This window comes from Salinibacterium xinjiangense, from assembly GCF_014645015.1.
In the GTDB taxonomy this organism is placed as follows: Bacteria; Actinomycetota; Actinomycetes; order Actinomycetales; family Microbacteriaceae; genus Rhodoglobus; species Rhodoglobus xinjiangensis.
This window is the reverse complement of the sequence record NZ_BMLC01000003.1, coordinates 201,322-222,757: the sequence shown is the minus strand read 5'-3', so window position 1 is coordinate 222,757 and position 21,436 is coordinate 201,322. Positions and strand designations below refer to the sequence as shown.

Here is a 21,436-nt window from a genome sequence, read left to right as displayed (position 1 = left end):
TCGCCCAGTCTAGGTTTGCCCAGTGGAGATCGCCGTGACAGTGAACGACTGGTTTGTCGAGAACCAGCGCGACCTGCCATGGCGCCGCGAGGGATTCGGCGCGTGGGGCATCCTCGTCAGTGAGGTCATGCTGCAGCAGACCCCGGTAGTTCGGGTCATCCCGCGCCTGGAGCAGTGGCTGGAGCGCTGGCCGACACCGGCAGCCCTCGCCGCGTCACCGCCCGGCGAGGCTGTGCGGGCGTGGGATCGGCTCGGCTACCCCCGGCGCGCGCTGCGGCTGCACGCCGCGGCAACGGCCATCACCGAGGTGCATGGCGGCGTGGTTCCATCGGATGTCGCGCAGCTTCTCGAACTGCCCGGCATCGGCGATTACACCGCGCGGGCCGTCGCCGCGTTTGCGTTCGGGTTGCGGCATCCGGTCGTCGACACGAACGTGCGCCGCGTCGTAGCACGGGCCATACTCGGCCAGGGTGAGGCTGCGCCAGCATCGACCCGTCGGGATCTCGCCGCGATGGAGGCGCTGCTCCCCCACGATGAGCCAGCGGCGAAAGTGTTCAACGCCGGCATGATGGAGCTCGGCGCCCTCGTATGCACGGCCCGAGCGCCGCGCTGTGGTGACTGCCCGCTCGCGGGAAGCTGCGCGTGGCGCGCTGCCGGATATCCGGAATATGACGGACCTCGAAGTGCCGTCCAGGCGAAATTCGAGGGCAGTGACCGCCAGGTGCGCGGGTTGGTCATGGCCGAACTCCGGGCCAGCGACATCCCGGTAACCCGAGCCGAGATCGAGAGGCTGTGGCCTGATGCGACCCAGCTCGCCCGGGCACTGGCCAGCCTCGAGACCGACGGTCTCGTGGTCGCCGACGACTCGGACGCATACCTCCTGCCCTGAACCAGCCCGTTGCGGGATGGACGGATGACGTCGATCAGCGCACACTGGATTTCGTGCCAGAACTGCCCGAAGTCCACGCGCTCGCCACCGATCTCGGCTCGCGCCTCACCGGACGCGTGGTCGACAGGTTCGACCTCCTGTCGTTTTCGGCCCTCAAGACGTTCGATCCTCCCGTCTCCAGCCTCGGTTCGCGCGCCATCGGGCCTATCACCCGCCATGGCAAGTACCTCGACATCGCCTTCGACCACACCAATGGCGATGGCGATGGCGATGGCGACAGGCTGCACCTGCTGGTACACCTTGCTCGCGCCGGCTGGATTCGCTGGCGTGACTCGGCCCCGAAGCCGTCCGCGGCGCCCGGTCGCGGCGCACTGGCGGCTCGGCTCGTGCTCGACGACGGCTCGGGCTTCGACATCACGGAGGCAGGCACGAAGAAATCGCTGGCGATCCACCTGGTTCGGGATGCGGCCGAGGTGCCCCGCGTCGCGAGTCTTGGCCCGGATCCGCTCGACGCGGGCTTCACCGAAAGCCTATTCGCGGGCATCCTCGCCGGCGCCGGCCGCTCGCAGATCAAGGGATTACTGCGCAACCAGGCCGTCATCGCAGGTATCGGTAACGCGTACTCCGATGAGATCCTGCACGTTGCAAAGATGTCGCCATACGCGCCCGCATCCATGAGCCCGGAGAACACAGCCGTACTGTTCGCCGCCATCCAGTCCACCCTGAAGGCTGCCATCGCCCGTGCCGACGGACTGGCCGCCTCTGAGCTCAAGCGGGAGAAGAAATCTCACCTGAGGGTGCATGGCAGGGCCGGCGAGACCTGTCCGGTCTGCGGGGACGTGGTTCGGCAGGTGCGCTTCGCCGACTCGAGCCTCGAGTATTGCGCAACCTGCCAGACCAACGGCAAGCCACTCGCGGACCGCGTGCTGTCACGACTCTTGAAGTGAGTCGCCGAGCGACGCACGGGCCGTTTCAGGCCTTGCCGTCCTCATCCTCGTCGAAGTCGTCCTCATTCTCGACGATCACCCTCGGCTTGACGTAGGGGTCTTCATCGCCGGCGTAGACGGCCGTCTTCTTCTGGTTCTCGATCTCCGCGTCCCGTGCGGCGGCCTCGGCGAGCAGCGACTCGATGAGCGCTGCGTTCTCGGGGATTCCATCCGGGATAAATTCGAGACTCGGAGTCAGTCGTGCTGTGAGGTTCTTTCCCAGCTCGCTACGCAGCATCCCCGTGGCCGATTTCAGAGCCACCGCGCTGTCTGCACGCTCCTCGTCGGTGCCGTACACGGTGTAGAACACCGAGGCGTGCTGCAGGTCCCCGGTCACCTTGACGTCGGTGATGGTGACGAATCCCATGCGTGGATCTTTGATCCCCCGCTCGAGTGTCTTGGCGACAATGACCTGGATGCGGTCTGCCATCTTTGCGGCGCGAGCTGCGTCAACCATGATTTCTCTCTTCTGCCGATCAATCGTGCAACGGGACTATCTCCAGCGTACGAGCGGGAAGGGATGTCGATTCCGGGCCGCTGGCTGGAGCCTGCAGCGGCGCCACCCGGGGGTGACGCCGCCGCAAGCGGCCCGGAGAACGGATCCCGGACCGCCACCTACGGGAGCTAGACCCGCGGCTTCTCCTTCATTTCAATCGTCTCGATCTCATCACCGATCTGGATGTCGTTGAACTTGCCCAGGCCGATTCCCGCCTCGAAGTCCGTGCGGACCTCGGTGACGTCGTCTTTGTAGCGACGCAGCGACTCGATGGCGAGGTTATCGCCGACGACCACTCCGTCACGTATGACGCGAGCTTTCGCGTTCCTGGTGATGACTCCGGAGCGCACGATAACACCCGCGACGTTTCCGAACTTCGAGGAGCGGAACACCTCGCGGATCTCGGCGACACCAGACTGCACTTCTTCGAACTCGGGCTTGAGCATGCCCTTGAGCGAGTTCTCGATCTCTTCGAGTGCGGCGTAGATGACCGAGTAGAAACGCACATCCACACCTTCACGCTGCGCGCGTTCGCGCGCCTTTGTGTCTGGTCGCACGTTGAACCCGATGATGATCGCGTTGTCGATGGTCGCGAGGTTGACATCGCTCTCGGTGACCGCACCCACACCGCGGTGGATGATGCGCAGCTGGACGCTGTCGTCGACCTCGATCTTGAGCAGCGAGTCTTCCAGTGCCTCGACGGCACCAGACACGTCACCCTTGATGATGAGGTTGAGCGATTCGACCTTGCCGTCCTCGAGTGCCTTGGTGAAGTCTTCGAGGCTGATGCGCTTGCGGGCCTTGGCCAGCAGCGCGTTCCTCTCGACCGCTTCACGCTTCTCGGCGATCTGGCGGGCGGTGCGGTCTTCCTCGGTGACGAGGAAGGTATCACCGGCACGAGGAACGCTCGAAAGACCCTGCACCTGCACGGGCCGAGCAGGGAATGCCTCGAGCACCGGATCGCCGTTCTCGTCCATCATCGCCCGCACGCGGCCGTAAGCCGTTCCGGCGACGATCGAATCTCCCACTCGCAACGTTCCCGACTGGATGAGCACCGTAGCGACGGCACCACGACCCTTGTCGAGCTTCGCCTCGATGGCGACACCACGGGCATCCTTGTTCGGGTTGGAGCGCAAGTCGAGACCCGCGTCTGCCACAAGGAGCACCGCATCGAGCAACGTGTCGATTCCGACATTGTTGAGGGCGGAGACGTCGATGAACATCGTGTCTCCTCCGTACTCCTCGGCGACGAGACCGAATTCGGTGAGCTGCTGGCGCACCTTCGCCGGGTTGGCACCCGGCTTATCGATCTTGTTCACGGCGACGACGATCGGCACGCCAGCGGACTGGGCGTGGTTGAGCGCCTCCACCGTCTGCGGCATGATGCCATCATCGGCAGCGACCACCAGGATCGCGAGGTCGGTGACCTGCGCGCCTCGGGCGCGCATGGCGGTGAACGCCTCGTGACCCGGGGTGTCGATGAAGGTGATGGCGCGCTCGTAGCCCTCATGCTCGGTCCACACCTGGTAAGCACCGATGTGCTGGGTGATGCCACCGGCTTCACCAGCAACGACGTTCGCCTGGCGGATCGCGTCGAGCAGCTTGGTCTTACCGTGGTCGACGTGACCCATGACCGTGACGACGGGAGGACGGATCTCGAGGTCTTCGTCGGTCTCGTCCTCAAGCTCCTGGTCAAGGTCGAGGTCGAAGCCCGCGAGAAGCTCGCGATCCTCATCCTCGGGCGAAACCATCTCGATCTTGTAGTTGAGCTCACCGGCGAGAATCTCGAAGGTTCCCTCGTCGAGGGACTCGGTTGCCGTAGCCATCTGTCCGAGGTGGAAGAGGGCTGTGACCAGCGCACCCGGCTGCACCAGGTATCCGGTTATCGTCTCCAGCTTGTCGGCCAGGTCTGAGATGGATGCTCCGCGACGCAGTCGGATGATCGTCTTGCCATCACCGCGAGGAACGCTGACGCCACCGAGCGACGGAGCTTCTCTCAGCTCAAATTCGGCGCGCTTCGTACGCTTCGACTTGCGTGCCTTGCTTTTACCGCCACCGCGACCGAACGCACCGGCGGTTCCACCACCGGGACCACGGCCACGACCACCGGCGCCACCAGCAGGCGGACGGTTGGGGCCGAAGTTGTTCGCGGGGGCACCACCGGGTGCGCCACCGGGACGGAACCCACCGGCACCAGCCGGACGGGGACCGCCCGGTCGCTGCTGGAAGTTACCACCGGGACCGCCGGGACGCTGGCCGAAGCCACCCGGACGTGCACCCTGGCCCGGACCGCCGGGGCGAGGTGCTCCCGGGCGCGGAACCGCTCCGGGTGTAGCGGTGCGCCCCATGCCCTGGTTCGAGGCGAAAGGATTGTTGCCCGGGCGCGGGATACCGGGGCGAGACATGCCCTGGTTCGACGCGAACGGGTTGTTTCCGGGACGAGGCTGCCCGGGGCGCGGGATGCCCGACGGGCCCGGAGCTGCTGCTCCCGGCGTGGCCACAGCGACCGGAGCCGCCTGGCCCGAGGCCTTCTCGGCGGCCTGCGCCTGTGCCTGCTCTGCTGCGTGCGCCTGGGCGTGAGCCTGGCGCTCTGCGACGGTCAACGGCGGGGCGGCGGGAGCCGGAGCGTCGTGATCCGGCTCGATGACCACAACGGGCGCTGGTGCTGGCGGGGTGGGGTTGACGGGCTTCGGGGCAGCCTTGGGGGCAACCTTCGGAACCTCGGCAACAGCCGGCTTCACGCCGTCGGCCAGCAGCGCAGCCTTCAACTTGCGGGCGACCGGCGGTTCGATACTGGACGATGGGCCCTTGACGAACTCACCCATCTCTTTAAGCTTTGCAAGGGCGATCTTGCTGTCGATGCCGAGTTCGGCAGCGACTTCGTGTACGCGTGGTTTAGCAGCCACAATTCTCCTGTCTGGGTCTGCACCCGGACAGGGGCAGACCTAATTACGGACGGAACTCATTTCGAGCCGCTCATTAGTTGTCCATAGGTCAATCAGCCTTTGGGTTGGGGGATCTCGGACGAGATCCCGACTGTTTTCTGCTTCACCACTTCGGTGAGGTTATGTAGATCCAACGCCTCCGTCACCCGCAACGCCCGACCGAAAGCCCTGCGTTTGGCAGCACTCTCGAGACATTCGATGGTGGGATGAACCCAGGCGCCTCGGCCGACAAGCGTTGCGGACGGATCCGGAAGCACTTCACCATCTCGCGCGACGACCCTCAACAGCAGGGAAGAATCAGCGCGGATGCGGCAGCCAATGCAGGTTCTTACATGGATCATCCTACGCCCTCCGTCACAGCCGTACATCGACTCGCACCGCTATACGCTAACCAGTATGACGAAAAGCCTCTACGCCGAGTTCACTGCCCTTCCGGGCAAGGAGCAGCGAGTGAGCGAAATCCTCCAGATTCTCGCAGCACATGTGCGCAGGGAGGAAGGGAACGTCGTCTTTCAGCCGTTCACGCGCGCGACCGACCCCCGCAGGTTCTTCGTGTTCGAGGAGTACGTCAATGACGCAGCCTTTGATGCACACATCTCCGCGGAATATGGGGCACGATTCAACGCCGAACTGGCCACCCTCATCGAGGGCACGAGCTCGGACCTGACCTGGCTGGCCAGCATCGACAGCTAGCTTCGCGCGACCGCAAGGTCGGCGAGGGTAGGCGGATTGGCGCCAGATCTCGACACGGTGATCGACGCACAGAGCGTGGCCCTCTCTACGATCCCCGTCATCGTCGCGAGATCGATCCAGCGAAGGGCCTCACGATTCGATGCGCCCAACAAACCGCTCGTAGCCAGACCATCGATCAGGCCCGCCATGAAAGAGTCCCCCGCACCGATGGTGTCGGCGACCTGCACGGTGCGGGACGGAATACTGAAGCGGCCCGTTCTCGTGACAACGATCGACCCGCCAGACCCACTCGTGACGATGACGAGCGATGGGCCGCTTTCGAGCCATCGAGTCGCGATCTCGCGCAACCCCAACCCGGGGTACAGCCATTCGATGTCTTCGTCGCTGGCCTTGACGATGTCACTCGCGGCGACATGACGCTCGGTAGCCGTGACGGCTTCGGCGTGATCGTGAAGAAACTGCGGGCGGATGTTCGGATCGAAGCTGATCGACGCCGACCCGGCGACGGCGGCCAGGATGTCTCGAACTGTCGTCGCTCCCGGCTCGAGAAAGGCGCCGATAGAACCGAAGTGGACGTGGTCGAATCGCCGCAGGTCCAGGTCGCCGAGGTCGAGGCTCCATTCGACGTCGAAATCGTAGCTCGCCGCGCCAGTCGGATCGAGCGTGACCGTCGCCGAGGAAGTGCCCTGGGCTTCCAACAGCCCCGGTTCGATGTCGACGCCTGCACCCCGCAGGTGTCTCTCTATCGCACGACCACGGTCGTCGGCACCGAGGCGCGTCCCGAAGACGACGGGAACCGCCAGGCGACCGAGTCCAAAGCTCACGTTCATGGGGCTGCCACCGGGATGTTCGCGTGAGTGCCCTTCGGTCACCACGACGTCCGTGAGCGCCTCACCTACGACCAGGACGGGCTTACTCACCCTCTGCTCCTGCAGCGCTGATGCTGCCGGTAATAGTTCCGAGCAGTCGATCGGAGTTGAACTCGGAGGTTGGCGCATCCATGACGATCCGGCCGAGGCGCAGCACCACGATTCGATCCGTGACCTCCAGCACATGCGGAAGGGTGTGCGAGATGAAGATCACGCCGAGGCCTTTGGCCTTGGCTGCCTTGATGACCTCCAGTACCTCCCCAGCCTGCCTGGCCCCGAGATGGTTCGTCGGCTCGTCGAGAATGATCACCTTGCGCGCCCACGACACCGCGCGCCCGATCGCGACCGCCTGGCGCTGGCCGCCTGAGAGCTGGGAGATGGATCGACTGGATGCCGGAACGGCGATGCCGACCCGCTCGAGATCCTCATGGGCTTCCCTGGCCATGTTCTTCTTCGCGAGAAATCCGAGTTTTCCGAGAAGACCCGGAGCGACGAGCTCACGACCGAGGAAGACGTTCTCGGACACGGTGAGATGCGGTGCGAGACCCGAATCCTGGTACAGGGTTTCGATCCCGGCATCGAGAGCCTCTCGCGGCGAACCCCAGTGGCGTTCCTTCCCGTCCAGCAGGATGCGCCCGGCGTCTGGCTGGTGTGCGCCCGAGAGCACCTTGACCAGCGTGGACTTTCCTGCGCCGTTGTCACCGACGAGTCCAACGACCTCTCCGGCGTGGAGCTTGAGGCTCGCGCCGTCGAGGGCAACGACCGACCCGTAGTTTTTGGAGACGTTCTCGACTTCGTAAATCAGTTCGCCCGACATTACTTTCTTCCGTTCCGGTTCTGCAGCACCTGTGCTGACACGGCCGCCGCGATGAGCACGGCGACGACGACCTTCTTCCAGTCTGGAGCCACGCCGATCATGATGAGGCCGGACTGCACGGTGAAGAGGATCAGGGCACCGAGGATGGTTCCCCAGATCCTGCCGATGCCGCCCATGAGCGAGGCGCCGCCGATGACGACCGCGGCGATGGCATCGAGTTCGCGTCCGGTACCCGATGATGGCGACCCCGCACCGAGGCGGATATAGACGAACATTCCGGCGAGCCCGGCGAGCGCACCCGAGAGGGCGTACACCATCGTGAGATGGCGCTTAACGTTGATGCCGGCTGCCGAGGCGGCAAAGGAGTTGGAGCCGATCGCGTACGTGTACAGGCCGAACCGCGACTTGTGCAGGAACAGCCCTGCGATGGCAATAACGATGATGACACCCAGGACGGTCCAGGAGAAGGGGTTGGCCTTCGGGTCCATGGCCGAGATGAGCGAAAAGTCGTTCGCGCTGCCGATCGGGGCGCCCGACGAGATGATCACCGAGAATCCGAGGCAGGCGCCCATCGTCGCGAGCGTGGCGATGAAAGGAACGATCTTGAGGACGTTGATGAGAAAGGCGTTGACGAGACCGACGCCGAGGCCCACGCCCACGGCGACCAGGGCGCCGACCACAAGGCCGGGAGCGGCATCCGCTCCCTTGACCGTCTGGTCGAGACCGAGGCCGTTGGCCATCGTCCAGGCGGCGACCACTCCGCTCAGGCCGACGATGGCTCCGACGGAGAGGTCGATGCCACCGCTGATGATGACGAAGGTCTGACCGACAGCGATAAGGGCGACCGAACCCCAGTCCGTGAGGATGTTGTTCGCCGTAGGAACGGAGAAGAACTTGGGCTCGAGGAGGGAGAAGATCCCTACCAGGATGACCATCACCCCGATGAGGATGGTCACCTGGTTGGTCGCAACACCGACGAGGTGGTCTCGCCGATCGTTCCGCGCTGTGGGCGCGACCTTGACGCTGCCGGTCATGTGTTCTGTTCCTGCCTAGTTCGCTACGTAGGTGTACTTGGAGAGGTCGTCAGCGGAGGTGGTCTCATCGAGGACCACGTTCGGGATGACAACCTCGGCCTTAGTGGACGTCTTGCCCTCACGGATGAACTCGACGATCGACTTGATCGCCAGTCGAGCCTCAGCGGCCGGGTCCTGTGCGATCAGGGCGGTGAAGATGCCCGACTTGATCTTGGCGACGTTGTCAGGGTAGGCGTCGTAGCCGACAAGACCGATCGTGCCATCGAGTCCCTTGGCCTCGAGAGCTGCAGCAGCACCCGACCCGTTGGTGCCGTCGATGGCGAAGATGCCGTCGAGACCCGGGAACTTCGTCAGCCAGTTGTTGACGTTGGTGGCTGCCTTCTCCGGGTTGGACTCGGAGTACGCCACGTCGACGATCGAGATTCCGGGGTACTTCGCTTCGACCTGCGCGGTGAAGCCGTCGAGGCGGCCGACGTTCGTCGTAGCGGTCGGGCTCGTGAGGCCGACGACGACCTCGTAGGAGCCTCCATCCTCGTAGCCGATCTTCGCGGCAAGCGCGTCTGCGGCTTTGGAACCACCGTCGTTGTTGTCACCGGTGATGAAGGTCAGCACGTCGCTGAGGTCGTCGACGCGGGTGTCGACGTTCGCGACGACGACGCCGGCAGCGACTGCCTTGTCAACGGATGCCTGCAGCGCGACCGGATCGGTGGGGATGAGCACGAGCGCGGTGGGCTGGTTGGCCAGCACCGCATCGACGATCGGGATCTGCGTTTCGGCCGAGTAGTTCGAAGGGTCGCCCTGCCACACGAGTGTGACGCCCTGGGCCGCGGCTTCTTCCTCAGCGCCGACCTTCATGGCCTGGAAAAAGGGGTCGGACTCGGCACCCATCACGAAGGCGATAGTGATCTCTTCGTCGGCGGCCGAACCGCCGGTCGAGTCACCCGAGGCGGCCGAGCAGCCGGTGGCCACGAGAGCGAGGGCGGCAAACGCGCCGACTGCCCCGATGAGGCGGTGGGAATTCTTCATTGATTTCTCCTGTGTCAAGTCGAGCGACGGTGATGCCTGACCGGAGTTGGACGTCGTCGTCACGCTGTTGATATTGCGATGCGGGTTGTGGCATTCTGTGCGAGAACGTTCTCGCAAAACCTCACTATAGTTACTTTCGCAACGCCGAACGCACACCAGTTCCGTAACGGTTGGGCCACGGTTATCCAATGGGGGAAAAATGCAGCGAACACCCGCTCCCACAATCGCCGACGTCGCGGAGCGAGCAGGAGTGTCGCCGGCCACGGCATCACGGGCGCTCAGCAACTACGGCCGGGTCTCGAAAGATACAGTCGAGAAGGTGCGCTCCGCCGCAGCCGAGATCGGATACCGGCCCAACGAACTTGCCAGGGCGATGCGCGTCGGCAGCACCCGCACCATAGGGCTGGTCATCATCGCGGACTTTACCAACGCCTTCTTCGACCGCGCGACGAAGGCGATCGTCGACGCGGCCAGGGCGCACGACTACCAGGTGCTGATCACCAACACCGATGAAGACATCGACGTCGAACAGCAGGCCGTGCTCACGCTTCTCGACAAGCAGGTCGACGGACTGATCATCGTGCCATCGCTCGCGAAGGAACATCCGCACCTCGGAACGACCCAGCTCGGTGGTCGCCCGGTGGTGCTCATCGACCGCCGGATCGACGAACTCCCGCTGACGTCGGTGACAACCGACGACGCATCAGGAACGCGCGCCGCTGTGCTGGATGCCACGGCGAAAGGCCACAGGAAGCTCGGGTTTCTCATCTCCGCCGTAGGAGTACCCGAGTTCACCACGATCGCGCCCACCGAGATGATCTCCACGGTCAGGGATCGCTCCAACGGATTCCGCCGGGGGGCCACTGACTCGAACATTCCCATCGCAGACCAGCTGTGGGTCTACTGCGCCGACGAGCCGTCATCATCCGAGGCGGCGGTAGCGTCCATGCTCGACAGCGACATGCCACCGTCGGTGATCTTCACCTCCAACAACGACATGGCCCTCGCCGTGCTGCAGGTCGCAGGCCAACGAGGTCTGGCCATCGGGCGAGACCTCTCCCTCGTGACAGTCGATGACAGCGTGTGGGCGGCTGCGATGGTGCCGGGAATCTCCGTCATCGCACGACCCGTGGAAGAGCTCGGCTCCATCGCCGTGGCACGCCTCGTCGAGCGGATCGAATCGCCCGGCCAGGATGTCGAGCGACTCGTACTGCCGACGCAGTACATCAGCCGCAGCTCGGTCGCGACAATCTAGCGGAAGCCCGAAGCGCTGAATCAATCCCCTTCGAGGATTGCCGCACCCATCGATCAATCCCCTTCGAGGATTGCCGCACCCATGGATCAGTCCTCTTCGAGGATTGAATCTGGCTGGATGTCGATCCGCGCACCGGTCAGCTTCGCCGCGAGACGGGCGTTCTGGCCCTCCTTGCCGATCGCAAGGGAGAGCTGGTAGTCGGGAACGAGGGCCCGCACGGCCTTCGTGGCCTGATCGATGATGAACGAACTCGTGACCTTCGCCGGTGACAGGGCGTTCGCGACAAATGTCGCAAGGTTCTCCGAGTAGTCGACAATGTCGATCTTCTCGTTGTTGAGCTCGTTCGTAACCGCGCGAACACGCTGGCCCAGTTCTCCGATGCAGGCACCCTTGGCGTTGACGCCCGGTTCCATGGCGCGCACCGCCATCTTGGTGCGGTGACCGGCCTCTCGGGCGAGTGACGTGATCTCGACGATTCCGCTCGCGATCTCCGGAACTTCGAGCGCGAACAGCTTCCGGACGAGCGCAGGATGGGTGCGGCTCACGGTGATCTGCGGACCCTTCATTCCCTTGCTCACCGACGTCACGTAGACGCGGATCCGGCGACCGTGCGAGTAGTCCTCCCCCGGCACCTGCTCTTCGGGAGGCAGGATCGCCTCGATCGTCCCGAGGTCGACATGGATCATGCGCGGGTTGGGACCCTGCTGGATGACTCCGGCCACGATGTCACCCTCGCGGCCCTTGAACTCGCCGAGCACCTTGTCGTCCCCGATATCGCGGAGTCGCTGGTTGATGACCTGTTTCGCGGCGAATGCGGCGATACGACCGAAGTTGGTCGGGTTGTCTTCGGCCTCACCGATGACGGCTCCCTCGTCATCCAGCTCCGGAACGAAGATGCTGACCTTGCCGGTCTTGCGGTCAAGGACGACCCTCGCGCTCGGGGTGACCACGGCCTCTTTCGAGTCGGGTTCGTCGATGTGCTTGAGATAGGCCGTCAAGATGGCCTGTTCGATGATCTGCACGAGTTCCTCGAAAGGTATCTCGCGCTCGCGCTCCATCAGGCGCAGTACGCTCAGGTCGATGTCCACTGAGGGCCTCCGCTATTCAGATGTCGGTGTGGTGAGCGCAGTCGCACTGCGCTCGGCCAGTTTACCCGCGAGTCAACCCGCGGCGTGACGATCCCAGATGCACTGGCCCGGCGCGCGCGGTCGGGATCGTGGTCGGCACGGGGATCGAAATGCCGAATCCTGCCTACCCCGGCGGTGCCCTCACCACATCGCGGTGTCATCCTCGCCTCGCGGTGTCATCCTCGCCTCGCGGTGCCATCATCGCCTCGCGGTGTCGTTACTGCCTCGCGAAAGGCGCGTGCGATGGAGGCGGACCCGATCCTGAGCTATGAGTCGCGGGTCAGCTGAGGAACCTGCCCGGTCGAAACGGGAGGCGTGGTGCCAGGTAGGTGGCGCCGCGCTCGCCGACGGTCGCACTCGCGCGCCCGAACGTGACGCCTCCGATATAGAGAAACACCTCGACGGGAGTTTCGCGACCGGCATCGACCTGCCATGTTCCCTCACCCCACTGCGTCGGTTGCGTTGTGCCGTCGATGACGATCGTCGGTCGGATTCCGAAGTGGAGCCTGAGAAGCGGCCGACGAAGGCCGATGGTGACACGCCGACTGGACATCGCCCCAGACTACGTGGCCCGCATGGTGTCGACTTCGCCGACCGCCCCCGCACACCGGGATGACTCCGCCCACAGGCCAGCGGTGGTCGACAGCCGGGCGGGAGGCGCTCGCATGGCGAGCTAGCAGGTAGAACGCCCCACCGGACGGTGTCCCCGAGCGGCCGGATAGACTCGACCCGATCGTCACACTCAGGCACCTCATCGCCATGTCTTGTAGAGACCGCGATACAGACTCGGTGCCGCACATATCGAATTGGAGCACCGCCTTGTCGCCTGCAATCCCGGAAAAGCCTGCACTCGAAGGCCTCGAAGACAAGTGGGCACCCCAGTGGGAAGCCCGGGGCGTCTATCAGTTCGATCGTGATGCAGCACTCGCCGCAGGTTCCGCCGAACTGTTCTCGGTCGACACCCCACCGCCGACCGCGTCCGGCAGCCTGCACATCGGGCACGTCTTCAGCTACACCCATATGGACCTGGTCACCCGGTTCCAGCGCATGCGCGGCAAGCACATCTTCTATCCGATGGGATGGGACGACAACGGGCTCCCCACCGAGCGCCGGGTGCAGAACTATTACGGTGTGCGTTGCGACCCCACGCTCGCCTACGATCCCGCCTTCACCCCACCGCTGCAGGGCGGAGACAACGCCTCATCCAAGGCAGCCGACCAGCTGCCGATCTCTCGCCGCAACTTCATCGAACTGTGTGAGACCCTCACCGCCGAAGACGAAAAGCAGTTCGAGGATCTTTGGCGCCAGCTCGGACTGAGCGTCGACTGGAAGCTCACCTACCGCACCATCGGCCACGAGGCGCAACTTGCAGCCCAGCGAGCCTTCGTGCGCAACCTCGGTCGCGGCGAGGCCTACCAGGCCGAGGCTCCCACGCTCTGGGACATCACGTTCCGCACCGCCGTCGCGCAGGCCGAGCTCGAAGACAAAGAACAGCCCGCCGCATACCATCGCCTCGCATTCCACCGCCCTGGCGGCGACGACGTTCATATCGAGACGACCCGCCCCGAGCTGCTCGCAGCCTGTGTGGCGCTGGTCGCGCATCCTGATGACGAGCGATACCAGGCCCTGTTCGGCACCACCGTCACCACCCCTATCTTCGGCGTGGAAGTACCCGTGGTGGCCCACCACCTGGCCCAGAAAGACAAGGGTTCGGGCATCGCGATGATCTGTACCTTCGGTGATGTGACCGACGTGGTGTGGTGGCGCGAACTCGACCTGCCCAACCGCACGATCATCGGCGCAGACGGCCGCATCGTCGCAGACGCACCAGAGGCTATCGAGACGGATGCCGCCAGGGCCGCGTATGCCGAGCTCGCCGGCAAGACGGTCTTCAGCGCCAAAGCCGCAATGGTCGAACTGCTCAAGGCCAGTGGGGAGATGATCGGCGACGCCCGCCCGATCACCCATTCCGTGAAATTCTTCGAGAAGGGCGACAAGCCGCTCGAAATCATCTCCACGCGCCAGTGGTACATCAAGAACGGCGCGCGCGATGCCGACCTCCGGGCTCGACTGGTCGAGGCCGGCAAGCAGATCGGTTTCACCCCCGACCACATGCGCGTGCGCTACGAGAACTGGGTCGGTGGCCTCACCGGTGACTGGCTGATCTCGCGCCAGCGGTTCTTCGGCGTGCCGATCCCCGTCTGGTACCACCTGGATGCCGACGGCGCCAAGGGCGAACCGATCGTTCCCCCGGAAGACCGGCTGCCTATCGACCCGTCGAGCGATGTGCCAGACGGCTTCATCGAAGCCGACCGCGGCGTGACCTTCGTGGGCGAGCTCGACATCATGGACACCTGGGCGACCTCGTCGCTGACCCCGCAGATCGCCGGCGGCTGGGTGACAGATCCTGAACTATTCGACCTCGTGTTCCCATACTCACTGCGCAGCCAGGGCCAGGACATCATCCGCACGTGGCTGTTCTCGACCGTGCTGCGTGCCGAGCTCGAGGAAGGCAGGATACCGTGGAAGAACGCGGGGATCTCGGGCTTCATCGTCGACCCGGACCGCAAGAAGATGTCGAAGTCCAAGGGCAACGTGGTCACGCCCAAGGGCATGCTCGACGATCACGGATCCGACGCCGTGCGCTACTGGGCAGCATCGAGCCGGCTGGGCACCGACGCGGCATTCGACCCGCAGAACCCGAAGCAGATCAAGATCGGTCGCAGGCTGGCGATCAAGGTACTCAACGCAGCCAAGTTCGTCTACTCGTTCCCTGAAGCTGACGGCGCCGTCACAGTGCCGCTCGACATCGACATGCTCGGCGAGTTGAACTCAGTGATCGAGGCTGCGACGAAAGCCCTCGACGAGTTCGATCACGCGAAAGCCCTCGAGGTCACCGAGAAGTTCTTCTGGACGTTCTGTGACGACTACCTCGAGCTGGTGAAGGAGCGGGCGTACGGCGCTGGGACGCCCGAGGCACACGCGAGTGCGACAACCGCGCTCCGCACGGCCATCGACGTGCTCCTTCGGCTGCTCGCGCCCTACCTGCCGTTCGCCACGGAAGAGGTGTGGAGCTGGACTCATGACGACTCTGTGCACACCTCGGCCTGGCCGACCGCGGCAGACACCGGGGTGGTAGCTGCCCCCACGGGCCTGCTCGGCGCGGTGAGCGCCGCGCTGATCGGAATCCGACGCGCGAAGACCGATGCGAAGGCCTCGCAAAAATCGGATGTCACGAGCGCCACGATCGCCGGCCCCGCAATGCTCGAACTGGCACTCGACGATCTTTCTGCCGTGGGCCGCATCGCCAGCGTAGAGTTCGTGGAATCAGAGTCGATCGAGGTGCGCGACATCGTGCTGGCCGAGGTCGCTGAGCTGCCGACGGAAGGCGTCTAATGGCCGAGGTCCGAGACATCCACGAAGCCGACCGCGATGCGTGGCACCGGCTGTTCAGCGACTATGGCGTGTTCTACAAGACCAAGTTCAGCGCAGCGACTCTCGACGGCGTGTGGGCATGGCTGATGGATGCCGAGTCCGATGTCTGCGGGGTCGTCGCCGTCGATCTTGGTGAGGTGGTGGGCTTTGCGCACTACCGGCAGCTGCCCGACACGTTCACCGCCAGCACCGAGTGGTACCTCGACGACCTGTACGTACAGCCGGAGTCCCGGGGCTCTGGTGCCGCGACGGCGCTGGTCGACGCGGTAGCGGAGCGTGCGGCATCCGATGGTGGTGGCACGCTGCGCTGGATCACCGCCGCAGACAATACCGCGGCGCAGTCGGTCTACGACAGGATCGCGACTCGCACGAGCTGGGTCACTTACGAGAGGCAGACCTGATGCAGCTGGGAACCCGCTGGAACCTGGGTGACGAACCACCCGCACGACTGGCCGAGAACGTCGTCGCGGCCATTCGTGAGGTCGAGACCGAGGTCGGCGAGCGGGAAGGCTGGCGCTGGACCCTGACCTGGCTGGAAGACCGGCCGGTCGTCGAGCTCGACGATGGCACGACCATTCGCATGGGCTACGACGGAACCGTCTCCGTCGAACAGGACGACTAGCTCCGCGTTCACGCGGTCGCGATGATCTCCCCGTGGGGCATCGCCAGCCAGCCCGCCTCGGTGTCAGCCCATGCGCGCCACGCCCGACTGATGGCATCGAGCTCGGCCAGTGTCGCGATGCCCGTGCCCGTCGCGTCTGCGGCGAACGCTGACTGCAGCACCCTCGCCTCCCACATGCTCCCCCACCATTCGCGATCGGTCGCGTCAGAGAAATTCCAGATGGATGCGCTCGTCGCGACATCCTCGAAACCGGCGTCCAGCGCCCAGGCTTTCAGGCGCCGCCCCGCATCCGGCTCGCCTCCGTTGCCGCGGTGCACCAGCTCGTAGATCCGCAGCCACTCGTCGAGCCCATGCGACTGCGGATGGACGATCAGGCCCGCGTAGTCGACATCCCGCGCCGCGACGAGCCCTCCCGGCTTCACTACGCGACGCAGCTCCCTCAGCACGGCGACGGGGTCGGCAACGTGCTGGAGCGTCTGGTGGGCGTGGGCGATGTCGAACGTGTCATCCTCGAAGGGCAGCGCGTAGGCGTTCGCGACGATGAACTCCAGGTTCGGGCGCTCGAACCCGGTCGCTTTCGTGATGATCTCGGCCGAGGCATCCACCCCCACGACCCGGCCGGGAGCTACGGTATCGGCAAGCTCGACGGTGATCGTTCCGGGGCCGCAACCGACATCCAGCAGGGAGAGGCCGGGCGCGAGTCGCGGCGCAAGGTACGCGGCGGAGTTCGCGATGGTGCGCCAGGTGTGCGACCTGAGGACGCTCTCGTGATGACCGTGGGTGTATTTCTCCTGCGAGTTCACCGCCCGATCGTAACCCCGTTGGGTGGCGGGCTCCGAGCGCCACGTCCATTGCGGCGGCGCTGGGCAAAAAGTGCAGCGCTCGCCCGATGACAACACCTCTGGCGCTCCCCATAGGCTGGATGCATGACGAATCCCTTCTTCGAACCGAGCAGCCTGCCCTTCGGGATGCCACCATTCGCGAGCATCCAGGATGCCGATTACCGACCGGCCTTCGATAAGGGCATGGCTGACCAGCTCGCCGAGATTCGCGGGATAACCGTGCACCGCGACATGCCGACATTCGCGAACACGATGATCCCTCTGGAGAAGAGCGGCCAGCTGCTGGAGCGCGTCGCGACGGTCTTCTTCAACAAGACCTCTGCTGATGGCAACGAGTTCACGAGTGCGCTCGAAGAGGAGCTTGCCCCGCTGCTATCGGCCCATGCCGACTCGATTCGGCTGGATGCCCAGCTCTACTGGCGCATAAAGACACTGTTCGAGCAACTCGACACCCTTGGCCCGGATGACGAGTATGCCGATGCCGAGTCGCGCTACCTCGTGGAGCGCTACTTCGCGGAGTACACCATCGCCGGGGCCGCCCTCGATGACGCGCAGAAGCAAAAACTGCGCGAGTTGAACCAGCAACTGTCGACCCTCAACGCGCGATTCGAGAAGAACCTCCTGGCCGACACCAACGATCTCGCGGTCGTGATCGACGACGTCGTCGAACTCGACGGTCTCGAATCCGGGGAGATCTCGGCCGCAGCCGAAGCTGCCAGGGAGCGAGGGCTCGAGGGGAAATATCTGATCACCCTCATTCTCCCGAGCGGCCAGCCGGTGCTGTCCGCACTGACCGACCGTGCCGTGCGCGAACGGGTCATGACGGCGTCCATGCAGCGCGGCAGTCGCGGTGGAGTGTGGGACAACTCGCAACTCGTGCTCGACATCACTCGACTCCGAGCCGAGCGCGCGACGCTTCTGGGTTTCGACTCGCATGCCGCCTGGGTGATCTCGGACGAGACGGCGAAAACCCCGGCGGCAGTCGCTGCGATGCTCGGCAGGCTTGCGGCACCCGCGGCGCGCAACGCGCTGGCAGAGCAGGCCGACCTCGAAGCCCTGGCCGGTCATCCGATCGAGGCCCACGACTGGTCGTTCTACAGCGAGAAGGTGCGAAAAGCGACCTACGACGTCGATACCGCCCAGATGCGGCCGTACTTCGAGGCTGAGCGTGTGCTGCAGGACGGCGTGTTCTTCGCCGCGACGAAGCTCTACGGAGTGACCTTCAGCGAGCGTCCGGACATCACGGCCTACCACCCCGACGTGCGGGTGTTCGAGGTGACCAACGACGACGGCACGGAGGTAGGGCTGTACACGCTCGACCTCTACACGCGCGACTCGAAGCGCGGCGGGGCCTGGATGAACTCGCTCATCTCGCAATCCGAGCTGATGGGGCATCCTGTTATCGTCACCAATAATCTCAACGTGCCGAAACCCGCCGCGGGCGAGACGACGCTGCTGACCTATGACGAGGTCAACACCCTGTTCCACGAGTTCGGGCACGCGCTGCACGGCCTGTTCGCACGGGTGGTGTATCCACGCTTCTCGGGCACGAACACGTTCCGGGATTTCGTGGAGTTTCCGAGCCAGGTCAACGAGATGTGGATGCTCTGGCCCGAGGTGCTCGCAAACTACGCCGTGCACCACCAGACTGGTGAACCGATGCCGCAGGAGTTCGTCGACAAGATCCAGGCGTCGTCGGCCTTCAACGAAGGGTTCGCGACCTCCGAGTACCTCGCGGCAGCGATTCTCGACCAGGCCTGGCATGCCATTGCACCGGATGCCCCGATCGCCGATGTCGACGAGTTCGAGGCGGCAGCGCTGGCCGCCGCCGGGCTGGACAACCCGGCCGTGCCGACGCGCTATTCGAGCACCTACTTCCAGCACGTGTTCGCGAACTCCGCGTACGACGCTGGCTACTACTCCTACATCTGGAGCGAGGTGCTCGACGCAGACACGGTCGACTGGTTCACCGAGAACGGCGGTCTCACCCGCGCGAACGGCGATCGCTTCCGGCAGAGGCTGCTCGGTGTCGGCGGATCAAAGGATCCACTCGAGGCATTCCGCGACTTCCGCGGTCGTGACGCCCAAATCCAGCCGCTGCTCGACCGCCGCGGACTGAACTAGACAGCCGCCACCAGTGGGCTGAGTTCACGCAGGGTCCTGGTCTTCGAAGGCAGGTCAGGCCCCTGCGGCGCGACGATCACTTCGTCGGCACCGGTGGCTGCCACCAGGTCGTCGATGCGGTTCGTGACGAGGGCGAGGTCTCCAATCGCCTGGTGTGAATTACGCTCGGCCACCCAGTCCAATTCCGCAGCGCTCCACGGGTGGGCTTCCGCATCGGCGAGCGTGGGGATGCGGTCAGGTCGGCCGCCCTGGCGCATCCGCAGGAACATGAGCGAGTTCGGCAGCGCGAGACGCTCGGCCTCGACCGTGGAATCCGCCACCAGGGTGGAGACCGACACCATCGCATGCGGCTCCCTGAGGATCACCGACGGGGTGAACGACGACCGGTACGTCTCGAAGGCACGCAGCGTATTCGGGCCGCCGGCAAAGTGGTGGGCGAAGGTGAACGGCAGGCCCATGAGCCCCGCGAGCCTCGCGCTGAAGTCGCTCGAGCCGAGCAGCCACAACTCTGGCGTATCACCGAGGCCCGGGGTCGCGGTGATCCTCGATCCGATGCCGTTGTCGAGCGGCGGGATGGTTCCGAACCAGGCGAGCAGCTCGATGACCTGCTGGGGGAAATCGTCTACGCTGTCGGGGCCAGCGCCGCGGCGCAGGATCGACGACGTCAGCCCGTCACTCCCCGGGGCGCGACCCAGCCCGAGATCGATCCGGTCGCCGTAAAGCGCGACGAGCGTTCCGAACTGCTCGGCGATGACCAAAGATGAATGGTTGGGGAGCATCACTCCGTCAGACCCCACCCGGATCGTGGAGGTGGCCGCGGCGATTGCGGCGACCAGTACAGCCGGGGCCGATGATGCCACGGCGGGCATCGCGTGATGTTCGGCTACCCAGATCCGACGATAGCCGGATTGCTCAGCGACCTTCGCGGTCTCGATGGTCTGCCGCAGCGCTTCGGCGTTGCTCATTCCGGAGTAAACGGAGGCAAGGTCGAGCACGGAGAGCGGAACTGTCATGCGTGCGTCAACCGACCACACACACCGGGCATTCCATCAGACAGCCGATCGGCGAGCCCATCCCAGCCAGGCCATGACCACACCGCCCACAAGCAGCCCCCAGAACGCTGAGCCGATTCCGACCACGACGACTCCGGATGCCACGACCAGGAAGGTCAGGATCGCCGCCAGTCGATGTCTCGGGTCTTCCAGCGCATTCACGACGCTCGAGATCAACGCGCCCATCACCGCAAGCCCTGCCACTGCCGTGATGAGGATGGAGGGGGCCGCGGCAACGAGAGCGCCCGCCAGGCCAGCACCCAGGCCGAGCGGAATGTAGAGGATTCCGTTGGTGAGGGTCGCAATCCAGCGTTTATTGCGGTCGGGGTGGGACTCGGGCCCGGCCATGATCGCCGCGGTGATCGCCCCCAGGTTGATGGCGTGCCCACCGAAGAGGTTGGCCGCGCCGGATCCGATCCCGGATGCCACGAGAGCGAACCTCGGCGGCGCGAGGTAACCGTTGGTCGACATCACGACGAAGCCAGGCACATTCTGCCCCGCCATCGTGACGACGAACAGCGGCAGGCCCACGCTCACCACGATGAACGGATCGAAGGTGGGCCCGACGAAGATGAGCTGGGGAACCGACGCGGTCGTCGCCCAGTCGGTGCCAGCCGCGATGACGACGGCAGCAATCGCGACCACCATCGCTGCCGGCACCGCCCAGCGCGGCGCGAGTCGGTACAGCACGAGCCAGACGATCACGATCGGAGCGGCAAGCAGCGGAAGGGTGGCGACGGCCTGGATCGGCGCGAGGCAGATCGGCAGCAGCACACCGGCCAGCATCGCGCTGGCGAGAGGCCTCGGGATGCTCGTGATAGCCCGCCCGAGAGCTGGCCACAGCCCGCACAGCAGGATGAGCACAGCACACACAAGGAACGCACCGACCGCATCCGAGAACCTGATGCCGTTGTTCGCCGCCGCGAGCAACACTGCGGCGCCGGGGGTCGACCACGCGAAAGCAAGCGGGATGCGCAACCACAGCGCGGCGACGATGTTGGTGATCGCCACCGCGAGGCAGATCGCGAAGAGCCCGGATGACGCTTCGGCCGATGTTGCGCCGACGGCCACGAGCCCGGCGATGACGAGAGCGAACGAGCTCGCGAAGCCGGAGATCGCGGCGACGAATCCCGCGGAGATAGGCTGGAAAACGGTAGAACCCCCCTGCGCCAATCCCCTGAGCGAACCCCCAGCTTAGGGTGGCGGAAGGGCGGCGGCCCGACA

General features: G+C 64.9%; 20 protein-coding genes. 8 read left to right on the top strand and 12 right to left on the bottom strand.

All coding sequences use genetic code 11. The features are described from left to right. Window positions 1-22 precede the first annotated feature (22 nt). Both IEW81_RS11215 and IEW81_RS11210 read left to right on the top strand, forming a co-directional pair. Window positions 23-889, top strand: coding sequence for an iron-sulfur binding domain-containing protein (locus IEW81_RS11215; protein ID WP_229671371.1), 867 nt, complete (start codon window positions 23-25; stop codon window positions 887-889). A 53-nt stretch (window positions 890-942) separates the two neighbouring features. Beyond that, on the top strand, window positions 943-1,836 hold the full coding sequence (locus IEW81_RS11210; protein WP_097061255.1) for a DNA-formamidopyrimidine glycosylase family protein: 894 nt from the start codon (window positions 943-945) through the stop codon (window positions 1,834-1,836). Window positions 1,837-1,861: 25 nt separating this feature from the next. Here IEW81_RS11210 and rbfA read toward each other — a convergent pair whose 3' ends face one another. The 3 genes from rbfA to IEW81_RS11195 all read right to left on the bottom strand — a co-directional run bounded on the left by rbfA (window position 1,862) and on the right by IEW81_RS11195 (window position 5,657). Beyond that, window positions 1,862-2,332: a 30S ribosome-binding factor RbfA gene (gene rbfA, locus IEW81_RS11205; RefSeq protein ID WP_097061256.1), complete on the bottom strand. Its 471-nt coding sequence runs from the start codon at window positions 2,330-2,332 to the stop codon at window positions 1,862-1,864. Window positions 2,333-2,499: 167 nt separating this feature from the next. Further along, the gene (gene infB / locus IEW81_RS11200) at window positions 2,500-5,277 is read right to left on the bottom strand and encodes a translation initiation factor IF-2 (RefSeq protein WP_097061257.1); all 2,778 of its coding nucleotides are present in this window, start codon (window positions 5,275-5,277) and stop codon (window positions 2,500-2,502) included. Between the two features lie 92 nt (window positions 5,278-5,369). After that, entirely contained in the window at window positions 5,370-5,657 is a 288-nt protein-coding gene (locus IEW81_RS11195) for a YlxR family protein (RefSeq protein WP_097061258.1), read from the bottom strand. A gap of 55 nt (window positions 5,658-5,712) precedes the next feature. On the opposite strand from IEW81_RS11195, the gene IEW81_RS11190 reads away from it, so the two are divergent. Further along, complete coding sequence (locus IEW81_RS11190) at window positions 5,713-6,009, top strand: putative quinol monooxygenase (protein WP_097061259.1); 297 nt, start codon at window positions 5,713-5,715, stop codon at window positions 6,007-6,009. Here the strand turns inward: IEW81_RS11190 and IEW81_RS11185 are convergent. From IEW81_RS11185 to IEW81_RS11170, 4 genes are read right to left on the bottom strand one after another with little or no spacing between them, the layout of a single operon-like run. Further along, window positions 6,006-6,929: a carbohydrate kinase family protein gene (locus IEW81_RS11185; protein ID WP_229671370.1), complete on the bottom strand. Its 924-nt coding sequence runs from the start codon at window positions 6,927-6,929 to the stop codon at window positions 6,006-6,008. The two genes, IEW81_RS11190 and IEW81_RS11185, sit on opposite strands and share 4 nt — an antisense overlap. After that, a complete protein-coding gene (locus IEW81_RS11180; RefSeq protein WP_097061261.1) occupies window positions 6,922-7,695 on the bottom strand; it encodes an ATP-binding cassette domain-containing protein in 774 nt (257 codons plus the stop codon). The genes IEW81_RS11185 and IEW81_RS11180 overlap by 8 nt, the downstream gene beginning before the upstream one ends. Then, the gene (locus IEW81_RS11175; protein ID WP_097061262.1) at window positions 7,695-8,729 is read right to left on the bottom strand and encodes an ABC transporter permease; all 1,035 of its coding nucleotides are present in this window, start codon (window positions 8,727-8,729) and stop codon (window positions 7,695-7,697) included. Before IEW81_RS11175 ends, IEW81_RS11180 begins: the two co-directional genes overlap by 1 nt. Before the next feature lie 15 nt (window positions 8,730-8,744). Further along, window positions 8,745-9,755, bottom strand: a complete 1,011-nt coding sequence (locus IEW81_RS11170; RefSeq protein WP_143544706.1) for a substrate-binding domain-containing protein — start codon at window positions 9,753-9,755, stop codon at window positions 8,745-8,747. 199 nt (window positions 9,756-9,954) lie between these two features. Between IEW81_RS11170 and IEW81_RS11165 the strand changes: the two genes are divergently transcribed. Then, window positions 9,955-11,010: a LacI family DNA-binding transcriptional regulator gene (locus IEW81_RS11165; protein WP_097061264.1), complete on the top strand. Its 1,056-nt coding sequence runs from the start codon at window positions 9,955-9,957 to the stop codon at window positions 11,008-11,010. Between the two features lie 86 nt (window positions 11,011-11,096). Here the strand turns inward: IEW81_RS11165 and nusA are convergent, their stop codons facing one another. Together nusA and IEW81_RS11155 are read right to left on the bottom strand one after the other, a co-directional pair. Then, on the bottom strand, window positions 11,097-12,098 hold the full coding sequence (gene nusA, locus IEW81_RS11160; protein ID WP_097061265.1) for a transcription termination factor NusA: 1,002 nt from the start codon (window positions 12,096-12,098) through the stop codon (window positions 11,097-11,099). 319 nt (window positions 12,099-12,417) lie between these two features. Further along, window positions 12,418-12,690, bottom strand: coding sequence for a hypothetical protein (locus IEW81_RS11155; protein ID WP_097061266.1), 273 nt, complete (start codon window positions 12,688-12,690; stop codon window positions 12,418-12,420). Between the two features lie 206 nt (window positions 12,691-12,896). On the opposite strand from IEW81_RS11155, the gene valS reads away from it, so the two are divergent. From valS to IEW81_RS11140, 3 genes are read left to right on the top strand one after another with little or no spacing between them, the layout of a single operon-like run. Continuing rightward, the gene (valS, locus tag IEW81_RS11150; protein ID WP_097061267.1) at window positions 12,897-15,533 is read left to right on the top strand and encodes a valine--tRNA ligase; all 2,637 of its coding nucleotides are present in this window, start codon (window positions 12,897-12,899) and stop codon (window positions 15,531-15,533) included. Beyond that, on the top strand, window positions 15,533-15,973 hold the full coding sequence (locus IEW81_RS11145) for a GNAT family N-acetyltransferase (RefSeq protein WP_097061268.1): 441 nt from the start codon (window positions 15,533-15,535) through the stop codon (window positions 15,971-15,973). The genes valS and IEW81_RS11145 overlap by 1 nt, the downstream gene beginning before the upstream one ends. Then, window positions 15,973-16,194, top strand: coding sequence for a hypothetical protein (locus tag IEW81_RS11140; protein WP_097061269.1), 222 nt, complete (start codon window positions 15,973-15,975; stop codon window positions 16,192-16,194). The genes IEW81_RS11145 and IEW81_RS11140 overlap by 1 nt, the downstream gene beginning before the upstream one ends. A gap of 8 nt (window positions 16,195-16,202) precedes the next feature. On the opposite strand, the gene IEW81_RS11135 is transcribed toward IEW81_RS11140, so the two are convergent. Next, window positions 16,203-16,997 carry a methyltransferase domain-containing protein gene (locus IEW81_RS11135; RefSeq protein ID WP_097061270.1) on the bottom strand — a complete coding sequence of 265 codons (795 nt, stop codon included), beginning with the start codon at window positions 16,995-16,997 and terminating at the stop codon, window positions 16,203-16,205. A 123-nt stretch (window positions 16,998-17,120) separates the two neighbouring features. Between IEW81_RS11135 and IEW81_RS11130 the strand changes: the two genes are divergently transcribed. Beyond that, window positions 17,121-19,160: a M3 family metallopeptidase gene (locus IEW81_RS11130; RefSeq protein ID WP_097061271.1), complete on the top strand. Its 2,040-nt coding sequence runs from the start codon at window positions 17,121-17,123 to the stop codon at window positions 19,158-19,160. On the opposite strand, the gene IEW81_RS11125 is transcribed toward IEW81_RS11130, so the two are convergent. Then, entirely contained in the window at window positions 19,157-20,173 is a 1,017-nt protein-coding gene (locus IEW81_RS11125) for an LLM class flavin-dependent oxidoreductase (protein ID WP_097061272.1), read from the bottom strand. The genes IEW81_RS11130 and IEW81_RS11125 overlap by 4 nt on opposite strands. 36 nt (window positions 20,174-20,209) lie before the next feature. After that, on the bottom strand, window positions 20,210-21,385 hold the full coding sequence (locus IEW81_RS11120) for a benzoate/H(+) symporter BenE family transporter (protein WP_097061273.1): 1,176 nt from the start codon (window positions 21,383-21,385) through the stop codon (window positions 20,210-20,212). Window positions 21,386-21,436: the final 51 nt, after the last annotated feature.

What these genes read in the sequence shown, in the direction of transcription:
- rbfA (WP_097061256.1), bottom strand. Translation starts at nt 2,332, where the DNA reads ATGGTTGACGCAGCTCGCGCCGCAAAGATGGCAGACCGCATCCAGGTC.
- IEW81_RS11195 (WP_097061258.1), bottom strand. Translation starts at nt 5,657, where the DNA reads ATGATCCATGTAAGAACCTGCATTGGCTGCCGCATCCGCGCTGATTCT.
- IEW81_RS11190 (WP_097061259.1), top strand. Translation starts at nt 5,713, where the DNA reads ATGACGAAAAGCCTCTACGCCGAGTTCACTGCCCTTCCGGGCAAGGAG.
- IEW81_RS11180 (WP_097061261.1), bottom strand. Translation starts at nt 7,695, where the DNA reads ATGTCGGGCGAACTGATTTACGAAGTCGAGAACGTCTCCAAAAACTAC.
- IEW81_RS11175 (WP_097061262.1), bottom strand. Translation starts at nt 8,729, where the DNA reads ATGACCGGCAGCGTCAAGGTCGCGCCCACAGCGCGGAACGATCGGCGA.
- IEW81_RS11170 (WP_143544706.1), bottom strand. Translation starts at nt 9,755, where the DNA reads ATGAAGAATTCCCACCGCCTCATCGGGGCAGTCGGCGCGTTTGCCGCC.
- IEW81_RS11165 (WP_097061264.1), top strand. Translation starts at nt 9,955, where the DNA reads ATGCAGCGAACACCCGCTCCCACAATCGCCGACGTCGCGGAGCGAGCA.
- IEW81_RS11155 (WP_097061266.1), bottom strand. Translation starts at nt 12,690, where the DNA reads ATGTCCAGTCGGCGTGTCACCATCGGCCTTCGTCGGCCGCTTCTCAGG.
- valS (WP_097061267.1), top strand. Translation starts at nt 12,897, where the DNA reads ATGTCTTGTAGAGACCGCGATACAGACTCGGTGCCGCACATATCGAAT.
- IEW81_RS11145 (WP_097061268.1), top strand. Translation starts at nt 15,533, where the DNA reads ATGGCCGAGGTCCGAGACATCCACGAAGCCGACCGCGATGCGTGGCAC.
- IEW81_RS11140 (WP_097061269.1), top strand. Translation starts at nt 15,973, where the DNA reads ATGCAGCTGGGAACCCGCTGGAACCTGGGTGACGAACCACCCGCACGA.
- IEW81_RS11130 (WP_097061271.1), top strand. Translation starts at nt 17,121, where the DNA reads ATGACGAATCCCTTCTTCGAACCGAGCAGCCTGCCCTTCGGGATGCCA.
- IEW81_RS11125 (WP_097061272.1), bottom strand. Translation starts at nt 20,173, where the DNA reads ATGACAGTTCCGCTCTCCGTGCTCGACCTTGCCTCCGTTTACTCCGGA.